This window comes from Actinopolymorpha pittospori (genome assembly GCF_014873875.1).
Taxonomy (GTDB): Bacteria; Actinomycetota; Actinomycetes; order Propionibacteriales; family Actinopolymorphaceae; genus Actinopolymorpha; species Actinopolymorpha pittospori.
In genome coordinates, this window is sequence record NZ_JADBEM010000001.1 from 1,936,346 (window position 1) to 1,954,694 (window position 18,349).

13 protein-coding genes are annotated in these 18,349 nt (G+C 70.1%); 9 read left to right on the forward strand and 4 right to left on the reverse strand.

Annotated elements, in window-relative coordinates; all coding sequences use genetic code 11:
* The first annotated feature begins 116 nt into the window (after window positions 1–116).
* The 8 genes from HEB94_RS09190 (at window position 117) to HEB94_RS09225 (ending at window position 11,973) form a co-directional block, all read left to right on the forward strand.
* The gene (locus HEB94_RS09190; protein ID WP_192749497.1) at window positions 117–1,508 is read left to right on the forward strand and encodes a lipopolysaccharide biosynthesis protein; all 1,392 of its coding nucleotides are present in this window, start codon (window positions 117–119) and stop codon (window positions 1,506–1,508) included.
* Window positions 1,505–3,631, forward strand: coding sequence for a DUF5693 family protein (locus tag HEB94_RS09195; protein ID WP_192749498.1), 2,127 nt, complete (start codon window positions 1,505–1,507; stop codon window positions 3,629–3,631). The genes HEB94_RS09190 and HEB94_RS09195 overlap by 4 nt, the downstream gene beginning before the upstream one ends.
* Window positions 3,628–4,689 carry a polysaccharide pyruvyl transferase CsaB gene (gene csaB, locus HEB94_RS09200; protein WP_192749499.1) on the forward strand — a complete coding sequence of 354 codons (1,062 nt, stop codon included), beginning with the start codon at window positions 3,628–3,630 and terminating at the stop codon, window positions 4,687–4,689. Before HEB94_RS09195 ends, csaB begins: the two co-directional genes overlap by 4 nt.
* Before the next feature lie 250 nt (window positions 4,690–4,939).
* Window positions 4,940–6,277, forward strand: a complete 1,338-nt coding sequence (locus tag HEB94_RS09205) for a hypothetical protein (protein WP_192749500.1) — start codon at window positions 4,940–4,942, stop codon at window positions 6,275–6,277.
* A 300-nt stretch (window positions 6,278–6,577) separates the two neighbouring features.
* The gene (locus HEB94_RS09210) at window positions 6,578–8,035 is read left to right on the forward strand and encodes a conjugal transfer protein (RefSeq protein ID WP_192749501.1); all 1,458 of its coding nucleotides are present in this window, start codon (window positions 6,578–6,580) and stop codon (window positions 8,033–8,035) included.
* Between the two features lie 87 nt (window positions 8,036–8,122).
* Window positions 8,123–8,401 (forward strand): hypothetical protein, encoded by a 279-nt coding sequence (locus tag HEB94_RS09215; RefSeq protein WP_192749502.1) that lies wholly within the window; start codon window positions 8,123–8,125, stop codon window positions 8,399–8,401.
* A gap of 63 nt (window positions 8,402–8,464) precedes the next feature.
* Window positions 8,465–9,001, forward strand: coding sequence for a hypothetical protein (locus HEB94_RS09220; RefSeq protein WP_192749503.1), 537 nt, complete (start codon window positions 8,465–8,467; stop codon window positions 8,999–9,001).
* A gap of 2 nt (window positions 9,002–9,003) precedes the next feature.
* On the forward strand, window positions 9,004–11,973 hold the full coding sequence (locus HEB94_RS09225; RefSeq protein ID WP_192749504.1) for an ATP-binding protein: 2,970 nt from the start codon (window positions 9,004–9,006) through the stop codon (window positions 11,971–11,973).
* 44 nt (window positions 11,974–12,017) lie between these two features.
* On the opposite strand, the gene HEB94_RS09230 is transcribed toward HEB94_RS09225, so the two are convergent.
* From HEB94_RS09230 to HEB94_RS09245, 4 genes are read right to left on the reverse strand one after another with little or no spacing between them, the layout of a single operon-like run.
* Complete coding sequence (locus tag HEB94_RS09230; protein ID WP_192749505.1) at window positions 12,018–13,805, reverse strand: dipeptide ABC transporter ATP-binding protein; 1,788 nt, start codon at window positions 13,803–13,805, stop codon at window positions 12,018–12,020.
* Window positions 13,802–14,824 carry an ABC transporter permease subunit gene (locus HEB94_RS09235; RefSeq protein WP_192749506.1) on the reverse strand — a complete coding sequence of 341 codons (1,023 nt, stop codon included), beginning with the start codon at window positions 14,822–14,824 and terminating at the stop codon, window positions 13,802–13,804. The genes HEB94_RS09230 and HEB94_RS09235 overlap by 4 nt, the downstream gene beginning before the upstream one ends.
* Window positions 14,821–15,798 (reverse strand): ABC transporter permease subunit, encoded by a 978-nt coding sequence (locus HEB94_RS09240; protein ID WP_192749507.1) that lies wholly within the window; start codon window positions 15,796–15,798, stop codon window positions 14,821–14,823. Before HEB94_RS09240 ends, HEB94_RS09235 begins: the two co-directional genes overlap by 4 nt.
* On the reverse strand, window positions 15,795–17,522 hold the full coding sequence (locus HEB94_RS09245) for an ABC transporter substrate-binding protein (protein ID WP_192749508.1): 1,728 nt from the start codon (window positions 17,520–17,522) through the stop codon (window positions 15,795–15,797). Before HEB94_RS09245 ends, HEB94_RS09240 begins: the two co-directional genes overlap by 4 nt.
* A gap of 543 nt (window positions 17,523–18,065) precedes the next feature.
* Here HEB94_RS09245 and HEB94_RS09250 point away from each other — a divergent pair.
* On the forward strand, window positions 18,066–18,203 hold the full coding sequence (locus HEB94_RS09250) for a hypothetical protein (RefSeq protein ID WP_192749509.1): 138 nt from the start codon (window positions 18,066–18,068) through the stop codon (window positions 18,201–18,203).
* Window positions 18,204–18,349: the final 146 nt, after the last annotated feature.

Consider the following 18,349-nt stretch of genomic DNA (forward strand, 5'->3'; position numbering starts at 1 on the left):
CGCACCAGCGCCGCGGGACGGCGTGAACCCTAGTGGCCCTGATCGGCCTTACCTCGACGCACCGGAGGCTGTGCGTGTCGGACGCTGCGAACCGGCGAGGATCGCTCGGCTCCGCCATGGTCGCCCTGACGGCCGCCCGGCTGGCCTCGGTACTGGCGACCTTCCTCGCCGGAGTCGTCGCGGCGCGGCTGCTCGACCCTGCCGCGCTGGGAGTCTCCGGAGTCGGCCTCACCCTCGGCTGGGCGGTCGCGATCGTCGCCAACGGCGGGCTCAACATCTCCGCGATCTACTTCCTCGGCCGCCGGCCCGAGGACCACCGCAGGATCGTCGCCGCCATCCTCGGCCTCGCCCTGGTCGCGCTCGTCGTCGCCGTCGTGCTCACCGGAGCCGCCGGGCTCGTCGTCGGGAACCTCGTCCTGGACCAGCAGACCCCCCTGCTGCTCGTCGCCGCCGCGGTGATGGCCGCCGCCACCATCGGCTACGAGGTCGTCGGATCGCTGCTGCTCGGACTCGAACGCCGTCGCGCCTACGTCTGGGCCGACGTCTCCCGCAGCGTCGCGACGTTCGCGATCACGTTGGTGATCCTCGGCCTGGTCAGCCGGACCGCGGAGGGCTACGTGCTCGCCACCGGGCTCGGCGTCGCGGTCCCGGCGCTTGCGACGCTGCTGGTGCTCCGGCGCGTCACCGGGTCGCTGCGGCCGAGGTTCGACCGGGCGCTGTCCCGCGACGCGCTCCGGCTCGGTCTCGCCGGACAGGTCGGCAACGTCCTCACCTTCCTCAACCTGCGGCTGGACCTGCTCCTCGTACCCGCGCTGCTCCGGCTGGACCTGGCCGGCATCTACTTCGTCGCCACCCGGGTCTCCGAGGTCGTCGGGCAGGCGTCGACGGCGGCGTCCTCGATGCTCTTCCCCCACGTCGCGGGTCAGTCCGACCCGAACGACACCACCACGACCGAACGCACCAGCCGGCTCACGCTGCTCGCGACCGGCGTGGTCGCCGTCCTCCTCGCAGCGGTCTCACCGTTCGTCCTCAGCCTGTTCTTCGGCCCCGTCTACCGGCGGGGTACCCAGGCGCTGCTCATCCTGCTCGCCTCGATGCTGCCCCTGGCGCTCGCCCGGATCCTCGCCGCCGACCTGAAGGGACGGGGCCGGCCCGGACTCGTCTCCATCGGCACCGGAATCGGTGCCATCCTCACCGTGATCGCCGACGTCACCCTCATCCCGGTCCTGGGCATCGAGGGCGCCGCGCTGGCGTCGCTGCTGGCGTACGCCGGAACCGCCGTGATCCTGCTCGGCTGCTACCGCCGCGTCAGCGGTGGCCGGTTGCTGGCCCTGCTGCCCCGGCCCTCCGACATCCGCGACGTCATCGCGCTCGGCCGGGCGCGGCTGCGTCCCTCCGCGGCGCCGGCGGCGCCCGTGGAGTCAGTGGAGCCCGTGGAGTCAGGGGCGGACGACATCACTGCGGTCGAGGCGAACGGAGGCACTGTGCGCGAGGCGGGCCGGTCGTGAGGGGGACCAGGGTCGCCCTGGGCTGCCTGCTCGCCGTCGTCCTCGCAGCGCCGGCGCTGGCCCTGCGGGTCAATGCCGAACACCACCAGAACACCATCGACTTCGCCGTCGTCGACTCCTCGGTCGACAACTGGACCGCCGGCCAGGACCAGGCGGAGACGACCGCGCTCGTGGACCAGCTCACCGGGCACGGCATCGGCACGGTCGTCGTGGGCATGCGGTCGGTACGCGCCTGCCTCGACGAGGGCGAACTCGTCGTCGTCGGCATCGGAGGCCCCGGCGCACTCCCCGCCGATCTCGCCGGACCTGGCGAGGCAACCGTCCTCAAAGGCCGTCCCGGCGATCCGGACGGCGTGTTCGCGCAGGTCGTGGAGGCGCTGAAGGAGCGGTACGGCGACCGGGTGACCACCGCCACGGAGCCGTCCGACACCGGCACCGTGTCCTTCGTCCGGGTCGACGGCGTGGACGACGTCAGGGCCATCCCCATCGGCTACGACTCCAACCGGCTCCGGGCCCTCGCCCGGTCCGGCTTCCGGGTGATCCTGGCACTGCCCGCGCAGTTCCTCCCCGATCGCGCATGGCTCCAACGCGAACTCGACCGGGCCGCCTCGACGGCCGGTGTCAAGGCGGTCCTCGCGCTCGGCCCGTTGCCGTTCCTGACCCAGGCGGCCGACCTGCGAGGCTTCGCCGACCACCTGCGCGCCAGCGGTCTCGACCTGGCGTTGCCCGACCTCGGTGCGCTGCCAGGCGCCGCGGCCTACGGCGAGCAACTTCCCGGGCTGATCATCCGCGCCCACGTCATCCCCATCCCGCCCGGCGCCGACGACCACGCGCTCCTCGTCCGCAGCCACCGCGCCGAGAAGGAACGCGGCGTCCGGCTCATCGTGCTTCGGGCGCCGACCGTCGACCCCGACGCCCGACTCCCACTCGCCACCGTCCTCCGGCTCGCCCCCCAACTCACCCGCGACCTCCCCGGAGGGCTCGAGCTCGGCGTGCCCGTACCCCAGGTCGAGGTGCGTCCCGCGCTGTGGATGGAAGGCGCCACCCTCGCCGCGGGGCTGGTGCTGCTGTGGCTCGCCGGGCGGTGGTGGGTCGGCGTGCCTGTCCCGCTGCCGGTGCCGGCCCTGCTGGCCCGCCGGTCACGCGGCTCGGAGCGTGGTCGGCCCCGGCGCCGAGGTGGACCGGACGACGAAGCCGCTGGAGATGACGGAGCCGGGGAGCTCGCGGACCCAGGACCGACGCCGCGTCGGTCGACCTGGTCGGTGCCCCATTGGCTCGTCGTCGTGGCTGTGGCCCTCGCCGCCCTCGTCGGTGTCGCCTCGATGGTCACCGAATCGCTGCTCCTGTGGCAGCTGCTCACTCTGGTCGTGGCCATCGCGGGGGCCTCGCTCGCCGTGCTCGCCGCGATGGGCCGACGCCTGCCCGAGCCGGGCCGGTGGCGGGTGGTCACGGCGTACCTCCTGGGCGCGGGAGTCGCGGTCGCGACCGGACTGGTCGTGGCGGCCCTCGGCAGCCGGAGCATCTTCATGACCGGCCTCGCGCCGTTCCGGGGGGTGAAGATCCTCCTCGCCGCGCCACCGCTCGTCGTCGCCGTCTACGGCCTGCTCGTCACGCGGGACCGGAGTCGCGCGGCCGCCCTGGGGCCGATCGCGTGGGTGCGCACCGCGGTCTCGGCGATCCGGCTCTGGCATCTGCTCGTCGCCGCCGTCGTCGTCGTCCTCGGTGGCTACTATCTCCTCCGCTCGGGCAACTCCGGTGTCGCACCCGCCTTCGAGCTGCGGTTGCGCGACGGTCTCGACGAGGCGCTTTACATCCGGCCGCGCTTCAAGGAGGCGCTGGCCGGTCTGCCCGCGCTGGTGGTGGCGCTGGCCTGGCGCCGGCCCGCGAGGGCGCGCTGGCTCCCGGCGATCGCCGCCGCGATCGGTACGGCGAGCATGGTCGACACGTTCGGGCACTTCCACACGCCGTTGGCGGTGGCGCTGCTGCGGACGGGGTACGCCATCCTGGTCGGGCTCGTTCTCGGGGCGCTGGCCGCGGCGGTCATCGGATGGATCGCCGACCGGTCGAGCCGCCGCGTCGACGAGGCGCCCAGTGGAACGGAACGGGAGGAGGTACACCGATGAGGCTCGCGATGCTCGGCTACTTCGGGTTCGGAAACGCGGGGGACGAGGCCATCCTCGCCGCGGAGCTCGCCGCGCTCCGGGCGGCGCTGGAGACCACCTCACCCGCCTCGACGCCCCCGGAGTTCGTCGCGATCTCCGGCGACCCCGCCCGAACCGAGTCGGCCCACCGCATCTCCGCGGTCTCGCGGACAGACTTCCGCGCCGTCGTACGCACCCTGCGCTCCTGCGACGCGCTCGTCGCCGGCGGCGGCAGCCTGCTGCAGGACGTCACCAGTGCCCGGCCGGTCGCGTTCTACGCCGGCACGATGCTGGTCGCCCGGGCGCTGCGCAAGCCGGTCTTCGTCTACGCGCAGGGGCTCGGACCGCTGCGCCGACGCGCCAACCGGATGCTTACCGGGCTCGCGCTGCGCTCGTCGCGGTACGTGTCGCTGCGCGACGAGGGTTCGACCGCCCTGGCTGCCCGGATGCGGGTGCGGGGTGTGGACCTCGTGGCCGACCCGGTGCTGGGCATCGACCTCTCCCTCGTACGCGCCCGGCCGGTGCCGTCCACGCCCCGCCTCGCGGTGGCGCTCCGCCCGTGGGCCGACTCGGCGACCTGGCTGCCGGTCGTTCGTGACGCGTTGCGCGAGCTCGCGGCCGACGTCGAGGTCGTCCTCGTGCCCTTTCACGCCGGCCAGGACGTCGACCTCGCCCGCGACCTCGCCGTCGACCTGGGCGCCGAGGTGGTCGACCCGGCGAAGGGCCACCGAGCGGTGCTGAACGCCGTGGTCGGAGCGAGCGCGGTCCTGGGCATGCGGCTGCACGCCCTCATCACCGCGGCCGCGGCGGACCGGCCATTCGTCGCACTGTCGTACGACCCGAAGGTGACGGCGTTCGCGGAGCAGGTGGGACAGCCGGTCGCGGCCACTCTGCCCGGCCCGATCGACCGCGACGCCCTCGTGGCGGGGGTACGGAAGGCGCTCGAGGGTGCGGACGAGACCTACCTCCAGCGACTGGCCGCACTACGGGTGAGCGCCGCGCGTCCCGCCACCGAGATCGCCCGCCTCCTCACCGTTTGAGGTCCGAGTTCGGGCTCGACGGTCCGTCGATTGACCGCGTGGACTGCCCGGCTGTTGCCTTCCAGCACTGGCGAGGTGGTCATCCACAGGGCGAGTCAGGCGAGGCGGGGGCGGCAGCACGCTTAGCCCTAGCATGGGCACCCATCGTGATCTTGCCTTTTTGGGGGGAACTGTGGGGACTGCCCGGCACCGTTTGAGTGCGGTGGTTGTGGTGACCGCTCTGCTTCTCGCGGGTTGTAGTGGTGTGAGCGTGAGTTACACGGGCGAGAAGATTCAGGCGCCCGAGACGGTGCTCTCGACCGTCGAGCGGCAGTGGCGAACTCAGGTGGCCGACGGTTCCGCGACCTTGCACAAGGAGGCGCGGTGCTATTTCTCCGGGCCTGAAGAGGCGAAGGATGTCGACGCGTTGGCCTACTGCGGTCCGCTACGCCACTACATTGACCCCAACCCGTCAGCGACCGACGCGAACTCCCGACCGGGCGACGGTATTTGGGACACCTACGTACTCAAGACCAAGAGCACCGGCGACGGGCTGACGTTCACCGAACCGCGGATCAAGTCCCGAGGCACCAACCTTCCGGCCGGGATCCGAATCTTTCGTATTGACGAGAAGGAGCCGCCCAAGGGTGGCGCGGACCTTGTCCCACCGCCACCTCCGGCCGCACGCCCCGGCCTGATCGCGACGCCCGATGAGGTCGAGATCAAGGGTGCGAAGAAGCCCTCGGACGGATATGTCGTCACACCCATCGAGCAGATCAGCGTGGACCAGGCCGGGACGGTGTCGCAGGTCGTGACCGACGAGGGAACCCGGTCTCCCGCCAAGGGTGAGCAGTTCCGCGTTCTCGTCCTGAGCTTCTCTCCCGGCCCGTTCGCCGACGACTACGAAGGGACTTACAACGACTCTGACCTCGTCGATCCCACCGTCAGTTACTCGGTCAAGGTGGGCAGCGACCGCCAACCGCTCGACTGGGGACTGGGGCATCGCCCCAAGAACCTCGTGGTGTCCGCGCACACCGGGGTCGAGCCCGAACTCGTCGCGACCGTGTTGGGGAAGGACCAGAGCCTGTCCGTGACCTCCGGTAGCCGCACCAGCGAGGTGGCGACCGCCTTCTACGCGAGCAGTTCGGAAGCGGTACTCAACCGTGCCTATCCCAAAGACACCTATCAACAGGGTGACTTCCGCTTCTCCTACTCCGCGCTGTTCACCAGTGCCACGCTCTCACCGTTCGACCCGAAGCGCGGCTGGGCGCCGGATGGAAAGTCGTGGCTGAGCCTGGGAATGGACCAGGAGACTGGCACCGGGAATGTGTCCTATGACGTCCGGTTCGACAACAAGAACAGCATCGGCGTGACCGATCAGAATGGAAACAAGTCGACGGACGTCAGGACGTCCGACTCGCACTCGCTCCTCTACAACGCGGCCATCGGGAGTCCGCTGATAGAAGTTGATTCAACCTCGCTGAAGTACACGGTTCGCTTCCAGCCAACTTTCCACTTCGCACTCACCCCACCCGCGATCGTGTTCACTCCCGTATCCGGGTCTGGCTCGACCAAACCGCTGACGTTCACGGTCGAGTTCTCGCGCTGACATCGATGTCTCCGGGGAACCCGCCCGCGATGATGAGTGGCCTCGTCGGTGGTGCCTCCCGGCTGTGGGGGTGGGTGTGCTGGCACCGGCCCCGCAGGGATCGACCGACTTCAGACTCCGTTTAAGTCCGTTCTGTAACCTTCGCCCGTCAGTCGGTCCGGAGGGCAACGAGGCCCGTTGGGCGGGTGACTGACGCTCGCTCCACCTGGGGATCCAGATCCGAGGGGTCCTGAGAGGCGCATAGGGGGCGTTCACGCTTATCGTGACTACAACGGGCAAGCAGCCGAGAACAGTAGGGTCATGACAGAGCCAGACGAACCCACCACACCGCTGTCCCGGATGCGTTTCTCCTGGCAGCGAGATCAAGACCAGCCGGACGCGCCGGCGAGCGAGCGAGCGCCGGCGGCACAGGCGGACGACGTTGCGCTGCCCTGGGACGACGAGTCCGAGACCACAGAGGCGACACCGGCGCGCAAAGGGTTGGAGCGCCCCGCGCCTCCGAGTGTGCCGGACGCACGCCGGACAGACCCCGACGCCTGGGCTCGTGAGGATCTCGGTGAGCTGAACGACAGCCCGACTGCTCGAAACGGTCGCGAGCGCCCCGCCAACAAACAACGACGGTCAGGCCGGAGTAGCCCCAAGGGTGCGCCCGCCGCCGAACGCCGACCAGCCGGGGAACAGCCACGGGCGGCCCGTCAGCAGGCGTCCGCGGCAACGGCGACCGCACTCCGTCCCTCCGCGAAGGGTGACTTCGACGTCCCCATGGCGGGTCGCCGGTTCTCCGGGGGGCGAGGAGCGCACGCGACGCTGAAGGTCGGGCTCATCCTCACGGCCTGCCTGGTGGCCGTCGGCGTCGTCGGTTACATGGCGTTCGCGTTGGGCCTCTCCGCTGGGCGGGACAACAACTACCAACTCAGCAAGGCTGACATCGCGCGCTACCGGCTGACGACCTTCCCGCTCGACCAGGCCGGCAGGTTCGCCGCGGACTACGCACGCATCTGCCTCACTCACGACGCAACGCCCGGGGCCGGCGATCAGCGCGAGGCGCAGTTGTCGCGCTACGTGTCGGCCGGGACCGACAGCCGATGCGGGTGGAACGGCCAAGGGTCCCAGACCGTCCTCGACGCGAGTTGGACCGGTGAGTCGGAGCCGATCGACGTTCCCGGCTACACGGGCAAGTCCAGGATGATGACCGTCCGCGTGCTGACGAGTACCGGCAGCAGAATCGTGGCGGTCCCGGTCTACGTGGCGGACCTCGCCTCCGGGAACGGCATGCGCGTCATCGGCGACGTGGGAGAGATGCCGCAGCCCACGCTCGCAACGGTGCCGGAAGCGCAGCCTCCGGCCGCGGTCGACGCTCGACTAGGTGAGGCGCTGACGCAAGGCGAGTTCTTCCAACAGTTCTTCGCCGCGTGGGGGCAGTCCAACGGTGCGGCACTCCAACGCTTCGTGACGCCCGACGCCAGCAGCCGAACGACCGGCGGACTCGGCGGCTCGGTCTCGACGCCGACGATCCAACAAGTCGAGGTCTTCCTGCCGAAGGGCGTCGACCCGTCCACTCCATACAACTGGAAGACCGGCATGGTCACCCAGGCGTGGGTCTGGGTCTCCTGGCAGACACCTGGTGTTGGGTCCAAGGCCACCGAGGTACGCGCGTACCGACTCCAGCTGGTCAAGACGACAGAGGGCACGAGCCCCAGCCAGGAGTGGGCCGTGAGAGACATCCGGGGCGGCGTCCCCGACATCCAGGGAGGATGACGTGCGTTCTTCCAGCCAAGGCGACGCGAGTTCACTACAGTGCACGCGCCGCGTAGTTTCACGAGAAACAAAGGGAGGTGAGCCGAGATGACTGGGACTGAGATCCTGGTATCGGGGGGCTCTCAGCTCGATGCACTCTTCCGTCGGATCGAGGGTCTGCTCGGAGGAGTCGCGATTGGCGCTCTGACCGTGGCCATCATCATCATCGGGTTCAAGATCATGTTCGCGATCCGGAGGGGCGACAACTTCCGGGAAGCGATCCAGAACATGGGCATCGTGGCCTTCGCCGCGCTCCTGATCGGCGGCGCGTCCGGGATCGCGGCGCTTCTCAACGCGATCGGAGTCCAGATCGGCGGACGACAGTAGGACACGAGCTTGCGCGCGGAGCGCAGCTGAGAGAGCTTTGACCGTGCCGGAAGGGGGTGACGGATGGCAGATCAGCAGGGGCAGTACATCGCCTATGACCACACAGACCTCGAGCGTCGACGCAAGAAGCTGTGGAACCTCGCCGAAGGGGTGCCGCTGACGGTCCTCGGCGGTATCGACCTGCGTGCTCTCGTGATGGCCGCGGTGTCCTTCCTCGGTCTCCTCGGCCTGGCCATGCTCCTGTCGCCGGTGCTTCCGGCCATCTCGCTCAACCTCTGGACGATCCTCGTCTGCCTCTCCGTCTCGGTCGGGCTCTACGTGCTGTGGCCACGGCGCTGGCGCAACGGCCTGACCACCGAACAGAACATCCTCGTCGCGGCCGACTACCTCTTCCTCCAACCACGTCGCATCCACGGCCTGGCGGAGGACGTCGAACCAGAGGTCGTGCACTGGCGAGTCATCCTGTGGAAGCCGCTGCATCCTCGGTGGCATGACGCGCTGGCGGAAGCCCGGTCCCGGCGTTCCGACCGGCTGCTCCGACCCTGTCCTGACGACACGTTCCCCGAGCGCGCGACCTCGGCGCCCGAGTGGGGGTCCTGACCATGAACCCGTTCTACCTCCTGCCGATCCTCGCCCTCGTGGTCGTCGGCATCGGCGCCGTCGCGATCTTCGTCTTCAACCTCGGCGGTGGCGACGACAAGACAGGCCGGGAGAAGAAGGCCAAGGAGCCGAGAACGGAGCGCGAGCGGCTTCCCTACCGCTACGGCGACGACATCATCTTCATCTGGGGAAAGTCGGTCTGGACCGGCTTCTTCGTCACCACGACCACCGACGAGCACATCTCGAGCGACGAGCTCATCCCCGAGGCGCTCAAGCTGCCGAACCTCATGCACCAGATCGCCCGGGAGTTCCACCGGCCGCAGTTCCAGCTGATGCTGGTGCCGCGCCGCCCGGACCTGTCCGGCTGGTCGCTCGACCTGGTCGGACGCTCCTGGCGCCCCACCGACAACTACCGCAAGCTCATCCGGCGTGAAGCCGACCGGGCCACCTCACAGGACCGCCTCGGCGCGCAGTACGACGTCGTGTTCCTGATGCGCGTCGGTCAGCTCGCGGACGGGCGGGGAGGCGGCTCCGCCGTCGTCTCCGCGATCGCCGACCAGGCGACCGGCGTCCACGACGAGTACTTCGACCCCTCCGTGGTCGCCGAGTGGCACGAACGCGCGGACGAGGTGTACGCCGTGGCGGTCGACTCCGGCGTCGGCACCCAGCCGCTGATGCGTCGCGACCTCGTCCGCATCATCCGCACCTGCCTCTTCGGGCACCTGCCGATCCCCGACGAGGGCGCCGTCGACCGCCGGCCGTGGGGCGCGCACGAGTTCGAACTCGCCGCCGACTTCCGCGCACCCAACCACAAGAGCCGGCTCGAGGTCAGCGTCATCGACGACGACACCGGCGAGGACCAGAAGACCTACCTCACCACCCTGGTCGCGACGGGCTGGCCGGACGCCATCCGGTTCGCGAAGACCCGCGCGTGGGGCAGGATCCTGAAGCGACTCGACTTCCCCGTCGTGGTGTCCTGGCGCGGCATACTCCTCCCGCCGGAGGAGTTCCGCGACCGCGGCAAGAAGATCCGCGACAACCTCGAGGACGAGGCGCGTGACATGGACCGCGCCAGCGCCCGCATCGACTCCCTGCTCGTGGAACAGGTCGAACGCGCCAACCACCTCGTCGACGAGCAGGACAGCCGCCCCTTCCCGGGCATGGAGTCCCAGCTCCTGCTGACCATCTCCGCGCCGACCACCGAAGAACTGGAGAACCGCCGCAAGCGCATCGAACGACTCTTCGCCAAGACCCTGGACGCGACGGTCCTGCGGCCGAAGCGGCTGCAGTACCGCCTGCTCTACAACGTCCTGCCCGGCGACGGCGACCGCTCGCCCATCGGCCGCATCGCGCCGTTCCGCCGACTGCAGGAGCTCGACCAACTCGGCGTCGCGCTGCTGACCACCGCCACCCAGGTCGGCGACCGCGCGGTCGTCGGCCGTGACGGCATCGCCAAAGGCTGGGAGGGCATGCTGGTCGGGCGGACCCGCGACGGCCACAACCCCGTCCACTACTCCGCCCACTCCGCGATCGCCCGGGAGAACGGCGCCGGCGTCGTCCTCGTCGGAGCCTCCGGTGGCGGTAAGACCACGCTCGCGCTGAAGGTCTTCCACTACGAGTCCGAGGCCGGTGTCCGCTGCGTCTTCATCGACCCGAAGATCGACGCGGCCCGGATGGCGTACTTCCTGGCGTTCGGCTCCCAGGTCCTCGATTCGGAGTTCATGCGGCACGCCGGCGAGGGCTGCCTGGGCGAGCCCGGTTGCCCCTTCCAGCCCGTCAACGAGGCGTACTGGCGGGAGACCGAGATCATCGACCCCCTCCGCGGCCGCGCCGGCAACCTCGACCCCCTGCTGACCGCCGCGACGGTCACCGAGGGACGGATGCACGCGCAGGCGATGCTGGAGATCTTCCTGGGCGACGTCGCCTGGAGCCGGATCAGCGGGTACGTCGTCGAGGCGTTCTCGCGGATGGTCAACGAGTACGACCGGGAGGTGGCGGCGTTCCGCTCGTCGCACCCGAACGCGACCCGGGAGGACATCGAGCGCAACGTCACGCGGCCGACCACCTGGAACGTCCTGCAGTTGGTCGTCGAGGAGTTCGACCGGGTGAAGGACGCGGGCGTCGCCGACACCGAGGTCCGCGACCTGCGCTTCGCCGCCGCGGTCCTGGAGGACCTGCGCAAGAACCCCTACGCGCGGGTCGCGTTCGCCCGGGAGGCCACCGCCGCCGTCGACGACGCGGGCAAGCGCCGGACCATCATCACCCTGCGCGGCCTGCCTCGCGCCCACGGCAACAGCTCCTCCGCCAACATCGCCCGCGGCATCATCTACCTCGTCACCCGGCTCGGCTTCCAGATGCTGGAGGAGACCACCGAACGCGACCCGGTCAAGGGTTGGCGACCGCAGCTGCTCTTCGTCGACGAGGCCTACAGCGTCGCGAGCACCGGCGAGGGACGCGACCTGATCAGCTTCGTCCTCAAGCAGGGCCGCGCGTTCAACATCGGGATCGTGCTCATCACCCAGCAGGCCGGCGACCTCGCCCGGATCGAGTCCGAGGACGTCGACGCGAAGGCCGCCGGCACCAACCAGATCCACACGGTGTACGCGTTCCGGCACCACTCCGACGCCGACGCCGCGCAGACCCTCCCACTGCTCAACCGGTCCCCGGCCGAACGATCCATGATCGAGACCCTCAAGTCGCTGCGGGACGGCGAGTGCGTGATGCGGGACGTCGACGCGGAGTTGGCGAGTGTGGAGGTCGACCGGGCCTTCTTCGAGTTCGCCGCCGCCATCCAGAGCAACCCGGCTCTGGAGGCGCGGTTCAAGTCGATCGACCCGTCGCCCGACGTGGACGACTGGCGGACCGTGGAGGAGGCCTCGACCCTGGTCGAAGAGGTCATGACCGCCGCCACTGCCGCGACCACGACCCCCGAACCTGTCGACGACGACGCCTTCGCCCGCCCCATGGTCTGAGCGGTCCCCGCATCGCGCCTGGGTGGGTGGAGGGCACTCTCGGGTCAGGCGAGCGCGCGACGCTCCTCGCGCCGGGCACGTGCCAACGCCGGGTCGAGCACCGGCACCGCGGCGAGCAGGTCCCGCGTGTAGGGATGCCGCGGGTCCTCGTAGAGCACGTCGGCGTCGGCGAGTTCGACGACCTGGCCGCGCTGCATGACGGCGACCCGGTCACTGACCTGCCGGACGACCGCGAGGTCGTGGCTCACGAACACCACCGCGAACCCGAACTCCGTCCGCAGTTCGTCGATCAACTCCAGCACCTGCGCCTGGGTCGTCACGTCCAGGGCCGACACCGGTTCGTCGCAGACGAGCACGGCGGGACGCGTCGCGAGGGCGCGGGCGAGCCCGATCCGTTGCCGCTGACCCCCGGAGAACTCGTGCGGGTAGGCGTTGGCGCGCTCCGCGTGCAGCCCGACCCGTACGAGCAGGTCCCGCACCGTCGTACGGCACTCGGCCGCTCCCGCCCCACGCACCCGCAGCGGCTCGGCGATGCTGTCCCCGACGCTCCGGCGGGGATTGAGGGAGGACGCCGGGTCCTGGAAGACCATCGCGATCTCGCGGCGATGCTCGCGCAGCCGCCGACCGGACAGCCTCGCCAGGTCCGTGCCGTTCAGCAGCACGCTCCCCGAGGTGGGCCGCAGCAGGCCGACCATCATCCGCGACAGGGTCGTCTTCCCACTGCCGCTCTCGCCCACCACACCGAGGACCTCACCCCGGTACAGCTCGAGGCTGACCCCGTCGACCGCCCGGACGACATGCTGGCGCCGGGTCGCCCCGCGCGCCTCGAAGTGCCGGTGCAGGTCGCGCAGGGACATCACGACGTCCTTCGCCGCACCTGTCCCGTCCGCACCTGCCCCGTCCGCACCCGTCCCGTCCGCACCTGTCCCGCCCGCCTCGCGGGTCGACGCCTCCGACGTAGGACGGTTCGCGACCCGTACCGGCGCGACGTCCACCCGAGGGACGGCGGCCAGCAGCCGCCGGGTGTAGTCGGCCGTGGGTGCGCCGAGAACCTCCGCGACCGCGCCACGCTCGACCTCCCGGCCGGCGCTCATCACCAGAACCTCGTCGACGCTGCCCGCGACCACACCGAGGTCGTGGGTGACGAGAATCAACGCCATCCCGGTCGTCGCCCGGATCTCCGCGAGCAGGTCGAGGATCTGCGCCTGCACGGTGACGTCGAGGGCGGTGGTCGGCTCGTCGGCGACCAGCAGCCGAGGCTCGCAGGACAACGCCATCGCGATCAGCGCCCGCTGGCGCATGCCGCCGGACAGTTCGTGCGGGTAGGCGTCCACGCGGCGCTTCGGGTCGGGAATGTGGACCTGGTTCAGGACGTCGAGGGCACGCTCGCGCGCCGCCCGCCGGTTGGCGCCCGTGTGCAGCCGGTAGATCTCACTGATCTGGTCACCGACCCGGTAGTACGGGTCGAGGGCGGAGAGCGGGTCCTGGAAGATCATCGCGGCCTGTGCGCCGCGCATCTTGCGGAGGGCGTCGTTCCGCGCGGTCAGCACGGGCACGCCGGTGACGTCGACCTCGCCGGACACCTGCGCGCCGATGTCGTGGTGCAGCCCGAGCAGGGTCAGCGCCGTCACGGTCTTCCCCGAGCCGGACTCACCGACCAGACCCAGCCCGCCACCGGGCGCGAGGTCGAAGGACAGGCCGTCGACCGCGTGGGTCGTCCGCGTCCCTTCGGAGAACGTGATGCGCAGGTCGCGGACGGACACGACGGACGCGTCGCCGCCCATGGCGTTCCCACCGGCGGTGCCCGTGACGCCGCTCGTACCGCCGTTCATGCCGTCCCCCGGATCCGCCTGCGGCCACTGTCGAGAACCTTCACCCGTGGGTCGGCCACGGCGTAGAGCAGGTCGGCCACCGCGTTGGCCACCACGATGAAGAAGCCGGACAACAGGGTCAGCCCGACCACCACCGGTAGGTCGACGACCCGCACCGAGTCGACGAGCAGCAGCCCGAGACCGGGTAGCCCGAACACGCTCTCGGTGATGGCCGCACCGCCGAGCAGTGCGCCGAGGTCGAGCGCGACCAGCGTCACCAGCGGGGTGAGGGCGCTGCGCAGTGCGTGCCGGCTCACGATGGCGCGTTCGGACAGGCCGTAGGCACGACCGGTACGGATGTGGTCCTCGGCCATCGTCTCGAGGATCGCCGTCCGGGTGATCCGGGTGTAGACCGCCGCCTGCACGATCGCGAGCGTGATCCAGGGAAGGATCAGGTTGGTCGCCCAGCCGGCCGGGTCCTCCAGCAGCGGGATGTAGGACGGGAACGGCAGCCAGCGCAGGTAGGCGCAGACCAGCATGAGCAGCAGGATGCCGACGAGGAAGGTCGGTGCCGACATCCCCGCCAAGGTGGTCACGGTGACCACCTTGTCCGCGGCCCGGCCACGTCGCAGCGCGGAGATCACACCCGCGACGACGCCGGCGACGAGCCAGAGCACCAGGGAACCGAGCGTGAGGGAGAGGGTGACCGGCAGCCGGTCCAGCAGCAGCGACAGCACCGGTTCGTCGGTCTGGAAGGAGTAGCCGAGGCACGGCGCGGGGCAGTGGTCGACGGTCGGCCCGGCGCTGAAGTCCTGGCCGACGACGATGCCCTGGAGGAAGTGCCAGTACTGCATCCAGATCGGCTGGTCGACGCCCATCTGGTGCTCGATCACCTTCAGGTGGTCCGGCGTACATCCCTTGCCACACGCGAGCAACGCCGGGTTGCCCGGCATGAGGTAGAAGATCGCGTAGACGACGGCCGACAGGACCAGCAGCACGACGAGGGCGCCGAGCAGTCTGCGCAGCAGATAGGACGTCACGTGGCGGACCTTCCCTGGACCCGGGCCTTCGACCGCGGGTCGAGCGCCGTCCGCAGGCCGTCACCGACCAGCGTGAACACCAACACGGTGAGGAAAAGCAGCCCGGCCGGGATCAGGATGTAGGCCGGGTCACCGCGGAACCACGTCGTCGCGTTGGACAGCATCTGCCCCCAGGACGACGTAGGCGGCCGGACGCCGATGCCGAGGAACGACAGCGCGGCCTCGGCGACGACGTTGCCCGGCAGCAGCAGCGCGGCGTAGGTCAGCACGGGTGCCGCGAGACCGGGCAGGATCTCCCGCCGGGCCACCCGGACGGGGTGGGCACCCGCGAGGCGCGAAGCCGCGACGTAGTCGGACTCGCGCAGGGTCAGTGACTGCCCCCGGACGATCCGGGCGACACCGGCCCAGCCGAGAACGCCCAGGACGACGACCAGCAGCACGGGGCGCGGGAACGACGAGGGCACGATGGCGAGCAGCGCGATCGAGAAGACCAGGCCGGGGAACGCGAGGATCAGGTCGATGAACCGTCCGAGGACGCCGTCGACGACGTACCCGCCGAGTCCGGCGGCGAGCCCGAACACCAGCCCAAGCACGACCTGCAACACGGTCGCGCCGATGGCGACGCCCAGCGAGACCTGCGCGCCGTAGACGACGCGGGCGAACAGGTCGCGGCCGGTGGTCGGCTCGACGCCGAGCCAGTGGTCGCCGCTGATGCCGCCGAACGCTCCGATCGGTGCGCCGCCCCGGGCGGAGTCGATCAGGTTGTCGTGGAAGGAGGTCGGGTCCTGTCCCTCCAGGGCGGCGAGCAGCGGAGCGGCCAGCGCGACCAGGATGAGCAGCCCGACGACGACGGCCGCGACCAGCGCCGCCCGGTTGGCGGCGAACCTGCGCAGGACAGCGCGCCGAGCCCCCGCGTCCGGATTTGTGGTGGAGCCGGACGCGGCGGGCGGGGGTGTGGAGACGGTGGCGCTCACTTCACCGACAGCATCGAGACGTCGTACACGCCGGTCCAGTCACTGACGAAGGCGTTCTTGACGTTCTTGCCGTACAGCGCGAGGTCCTTGGTGCTGTAGAGCGGCACTGTCAAGGCTTCCTTGCCGATCTTCGCGTCCAGGGCGCCGTAACGCTTGGCGGCCTGCTCCGGGTCGGTGATCTTCGCGATCGCGTCGAACTCCGCGTTGATCGCCGGGTCGTCGAGCTGCGCCAGGTTGTAGTTGCCCTGCGGCGGGATCTGGCGGCCGTCGAAGATCGGCTGCAGGAACGGGAAACCGGAGGGCCAGTCGGCACCCCAGCCGAACAGCATCATCCCCGGCTCGGTCTTCGGCTGCCCGGTCACCTCGTAGAACGCGTCGGACTCCCGGCCGTCCGGCTTCACTGTGATGCCGGCCTTCTTGAGGGCGTCCTGGACCGCGGTCGCCACACCCGGACCCATACCGTCGTTGGAGTCGGAGGTGTAGGTGAGCGGGATCGTCAGGCCGTTCGGGTGGCCCGCCTGGGCGAGCAGGGCCTTCGCCTTCGTCGGGTTGCCGCCCTTGCCCGCCGGGAAGTAGTCGTAGGGCTGGTAGCCCATGGACTTCTGGGCCGGCAGGAACGTCGTCGCCGGGTCCGCGAGGGCGGTGCCGCCGACCGCGTTGATCACCGAGGTGCGGCTCACGGCGTAGGAGATCGCCTGCCGGACCAGCGGGTCGTCGAACGGCTTCACCTTCGGGTTGAACGCGATGTAGTACAGGAAGGGGAAGTGCCCCTTCGCGACCCGCTTCTCAAGCTCCGGGTCGTTGCCCAGCCGGGCCAGCTCCGCCGGGCCGAGGTCGGTGTCGGTGGTCACCGCGTTGGCGTCCTTGCCGGCGCTCGTCGACAGGCGCTGGTTGATCACCGCGGCGTCCAGACCGGAGGTCACCTCGATCTGGTCGGGGCAGGCGAGCCGCTCCTTGTCGGTGGCGCGGTTCCAGTTCTTGTTGCGGGTCAGCACCAGCTTCTTGTTCTTCTGGTACGACTCCACCTGGTAGGGCCCACTGGAGACCGGGTCGTTCTCGTACTTCGCGCCGGTGTCCTTCTTCTGCGGCACCGGGGAGAACTGCGTCGCGGAGGCGAGGAACGGGAAGTCGCCCTCCGGCTTACGCAGGTGGAACACGATCGTCTTGGCGTCGGGGGTCTCGATCGCCTTGATCCCGCCCGGGGCCTTGTAGACGCCGGGGTAGTCCTCGGCGTCCTGCAGCCAGTCACGCAGATACGGCGCGCCGCCGGGAAGCTCGGGGGCGAACGAGCGTTCGATGCCGTACTTGATGTCCTTCGACGTGATCGGCGTACCGTCGCTGAACTTCAGGTTGTCCTTGAGCGTGTAGGTCCAGGTCTGCGCGTTGTCGCTCGCCACGCCGGTGTTGGTGGCGAGGTCCGGGACGACCTTCGCGCCCTCGGCTCCGCCCGCGCGGTTGCGGGTCGTCAGCGTACGGAACAGCAGGGACGGGATGTTGCCGCCGCCGGAGGTGTAGAGCCGGGCCGGGTCGAGGTGGGTGATGTCCTTCTGGTTCAGGACGTAAAGCGTGCCGCCCTGGCAGGAGGCGGCGTCGACCTTGCCGCCCGTCGCCGAGCTGCTGTTGTCATCTCCGCTCGGCCCGCACGCGGCCGCGATCGAGACGGTGAGGAGGGCGGCGCCGCCGAGGGCCGCGACACGGGTGAGGACGGGTGGGACGTGACGCATGGGGATTCCTTCGGGAGCGGCCAGTGACACCGTCGCTCGACAGTGGGCGGGGTAGCGGTGGCCGGTGGTGTTGCGGGGGGAATCGGATCGCGAGGCCGGCAGAAGCCATGAGGACCCCGGACCCTCCGGGAGGTCGGAGGCGGGGTCAGCGACACAGGATGTCGGCGACGTCGTGCGCGTGGACGGTGAGCAACGCGACAACATGACGGTGCGCCAGGGCTGCCTCCAGCCGAGCACCGCCCCCGAATCTCGTCACAGGGCACGACACGAACGCAAAGAGTACGACTGATTGGGTGCTTCGGCAAAAGCAACCAAACGTGAGGTCTGGCGAACGATTGGTGACCTGTGAGCACTCCGTGACGGTCGGCACGGTTCGGTCCGACCGGGATCCAGGAAGCTCCGCTGCGCCCGGTGACGACGCCTTCGTGTCGCTCCGGAAACCCGACCATGAACCATGCCCACAACTCCTGGCGCTAAGCCGCACATTCACGGCTTTCCCGCTTATCGTGACTACAACGAGAAGCCGTCCAGAACAGTAGGGTCATGACACAGCCATCCGAACCGGGCACACTGCTGCCGGTGCCGCGCCCGCGCACCCGCGGCGCGCGGGCCACCGCGATGCTCGGCGGGCAGCAACGTCGCCGCCGTCAGGTACGAGTCGACGAAGGGATGTCCGCGTGAGGCGACTCCCCTGGCATCGTTCGCGCGAACAGCGTTCCCAGGGGCACCGGCCGCCGGGTCGCCTTTCACTGGGTGGCTTCTCGCCGCGCCGCCGTGCCGTGCGGCCCCGGTCGACGGGCCGGCAGCGCCCCGACCCACTCCTCCTG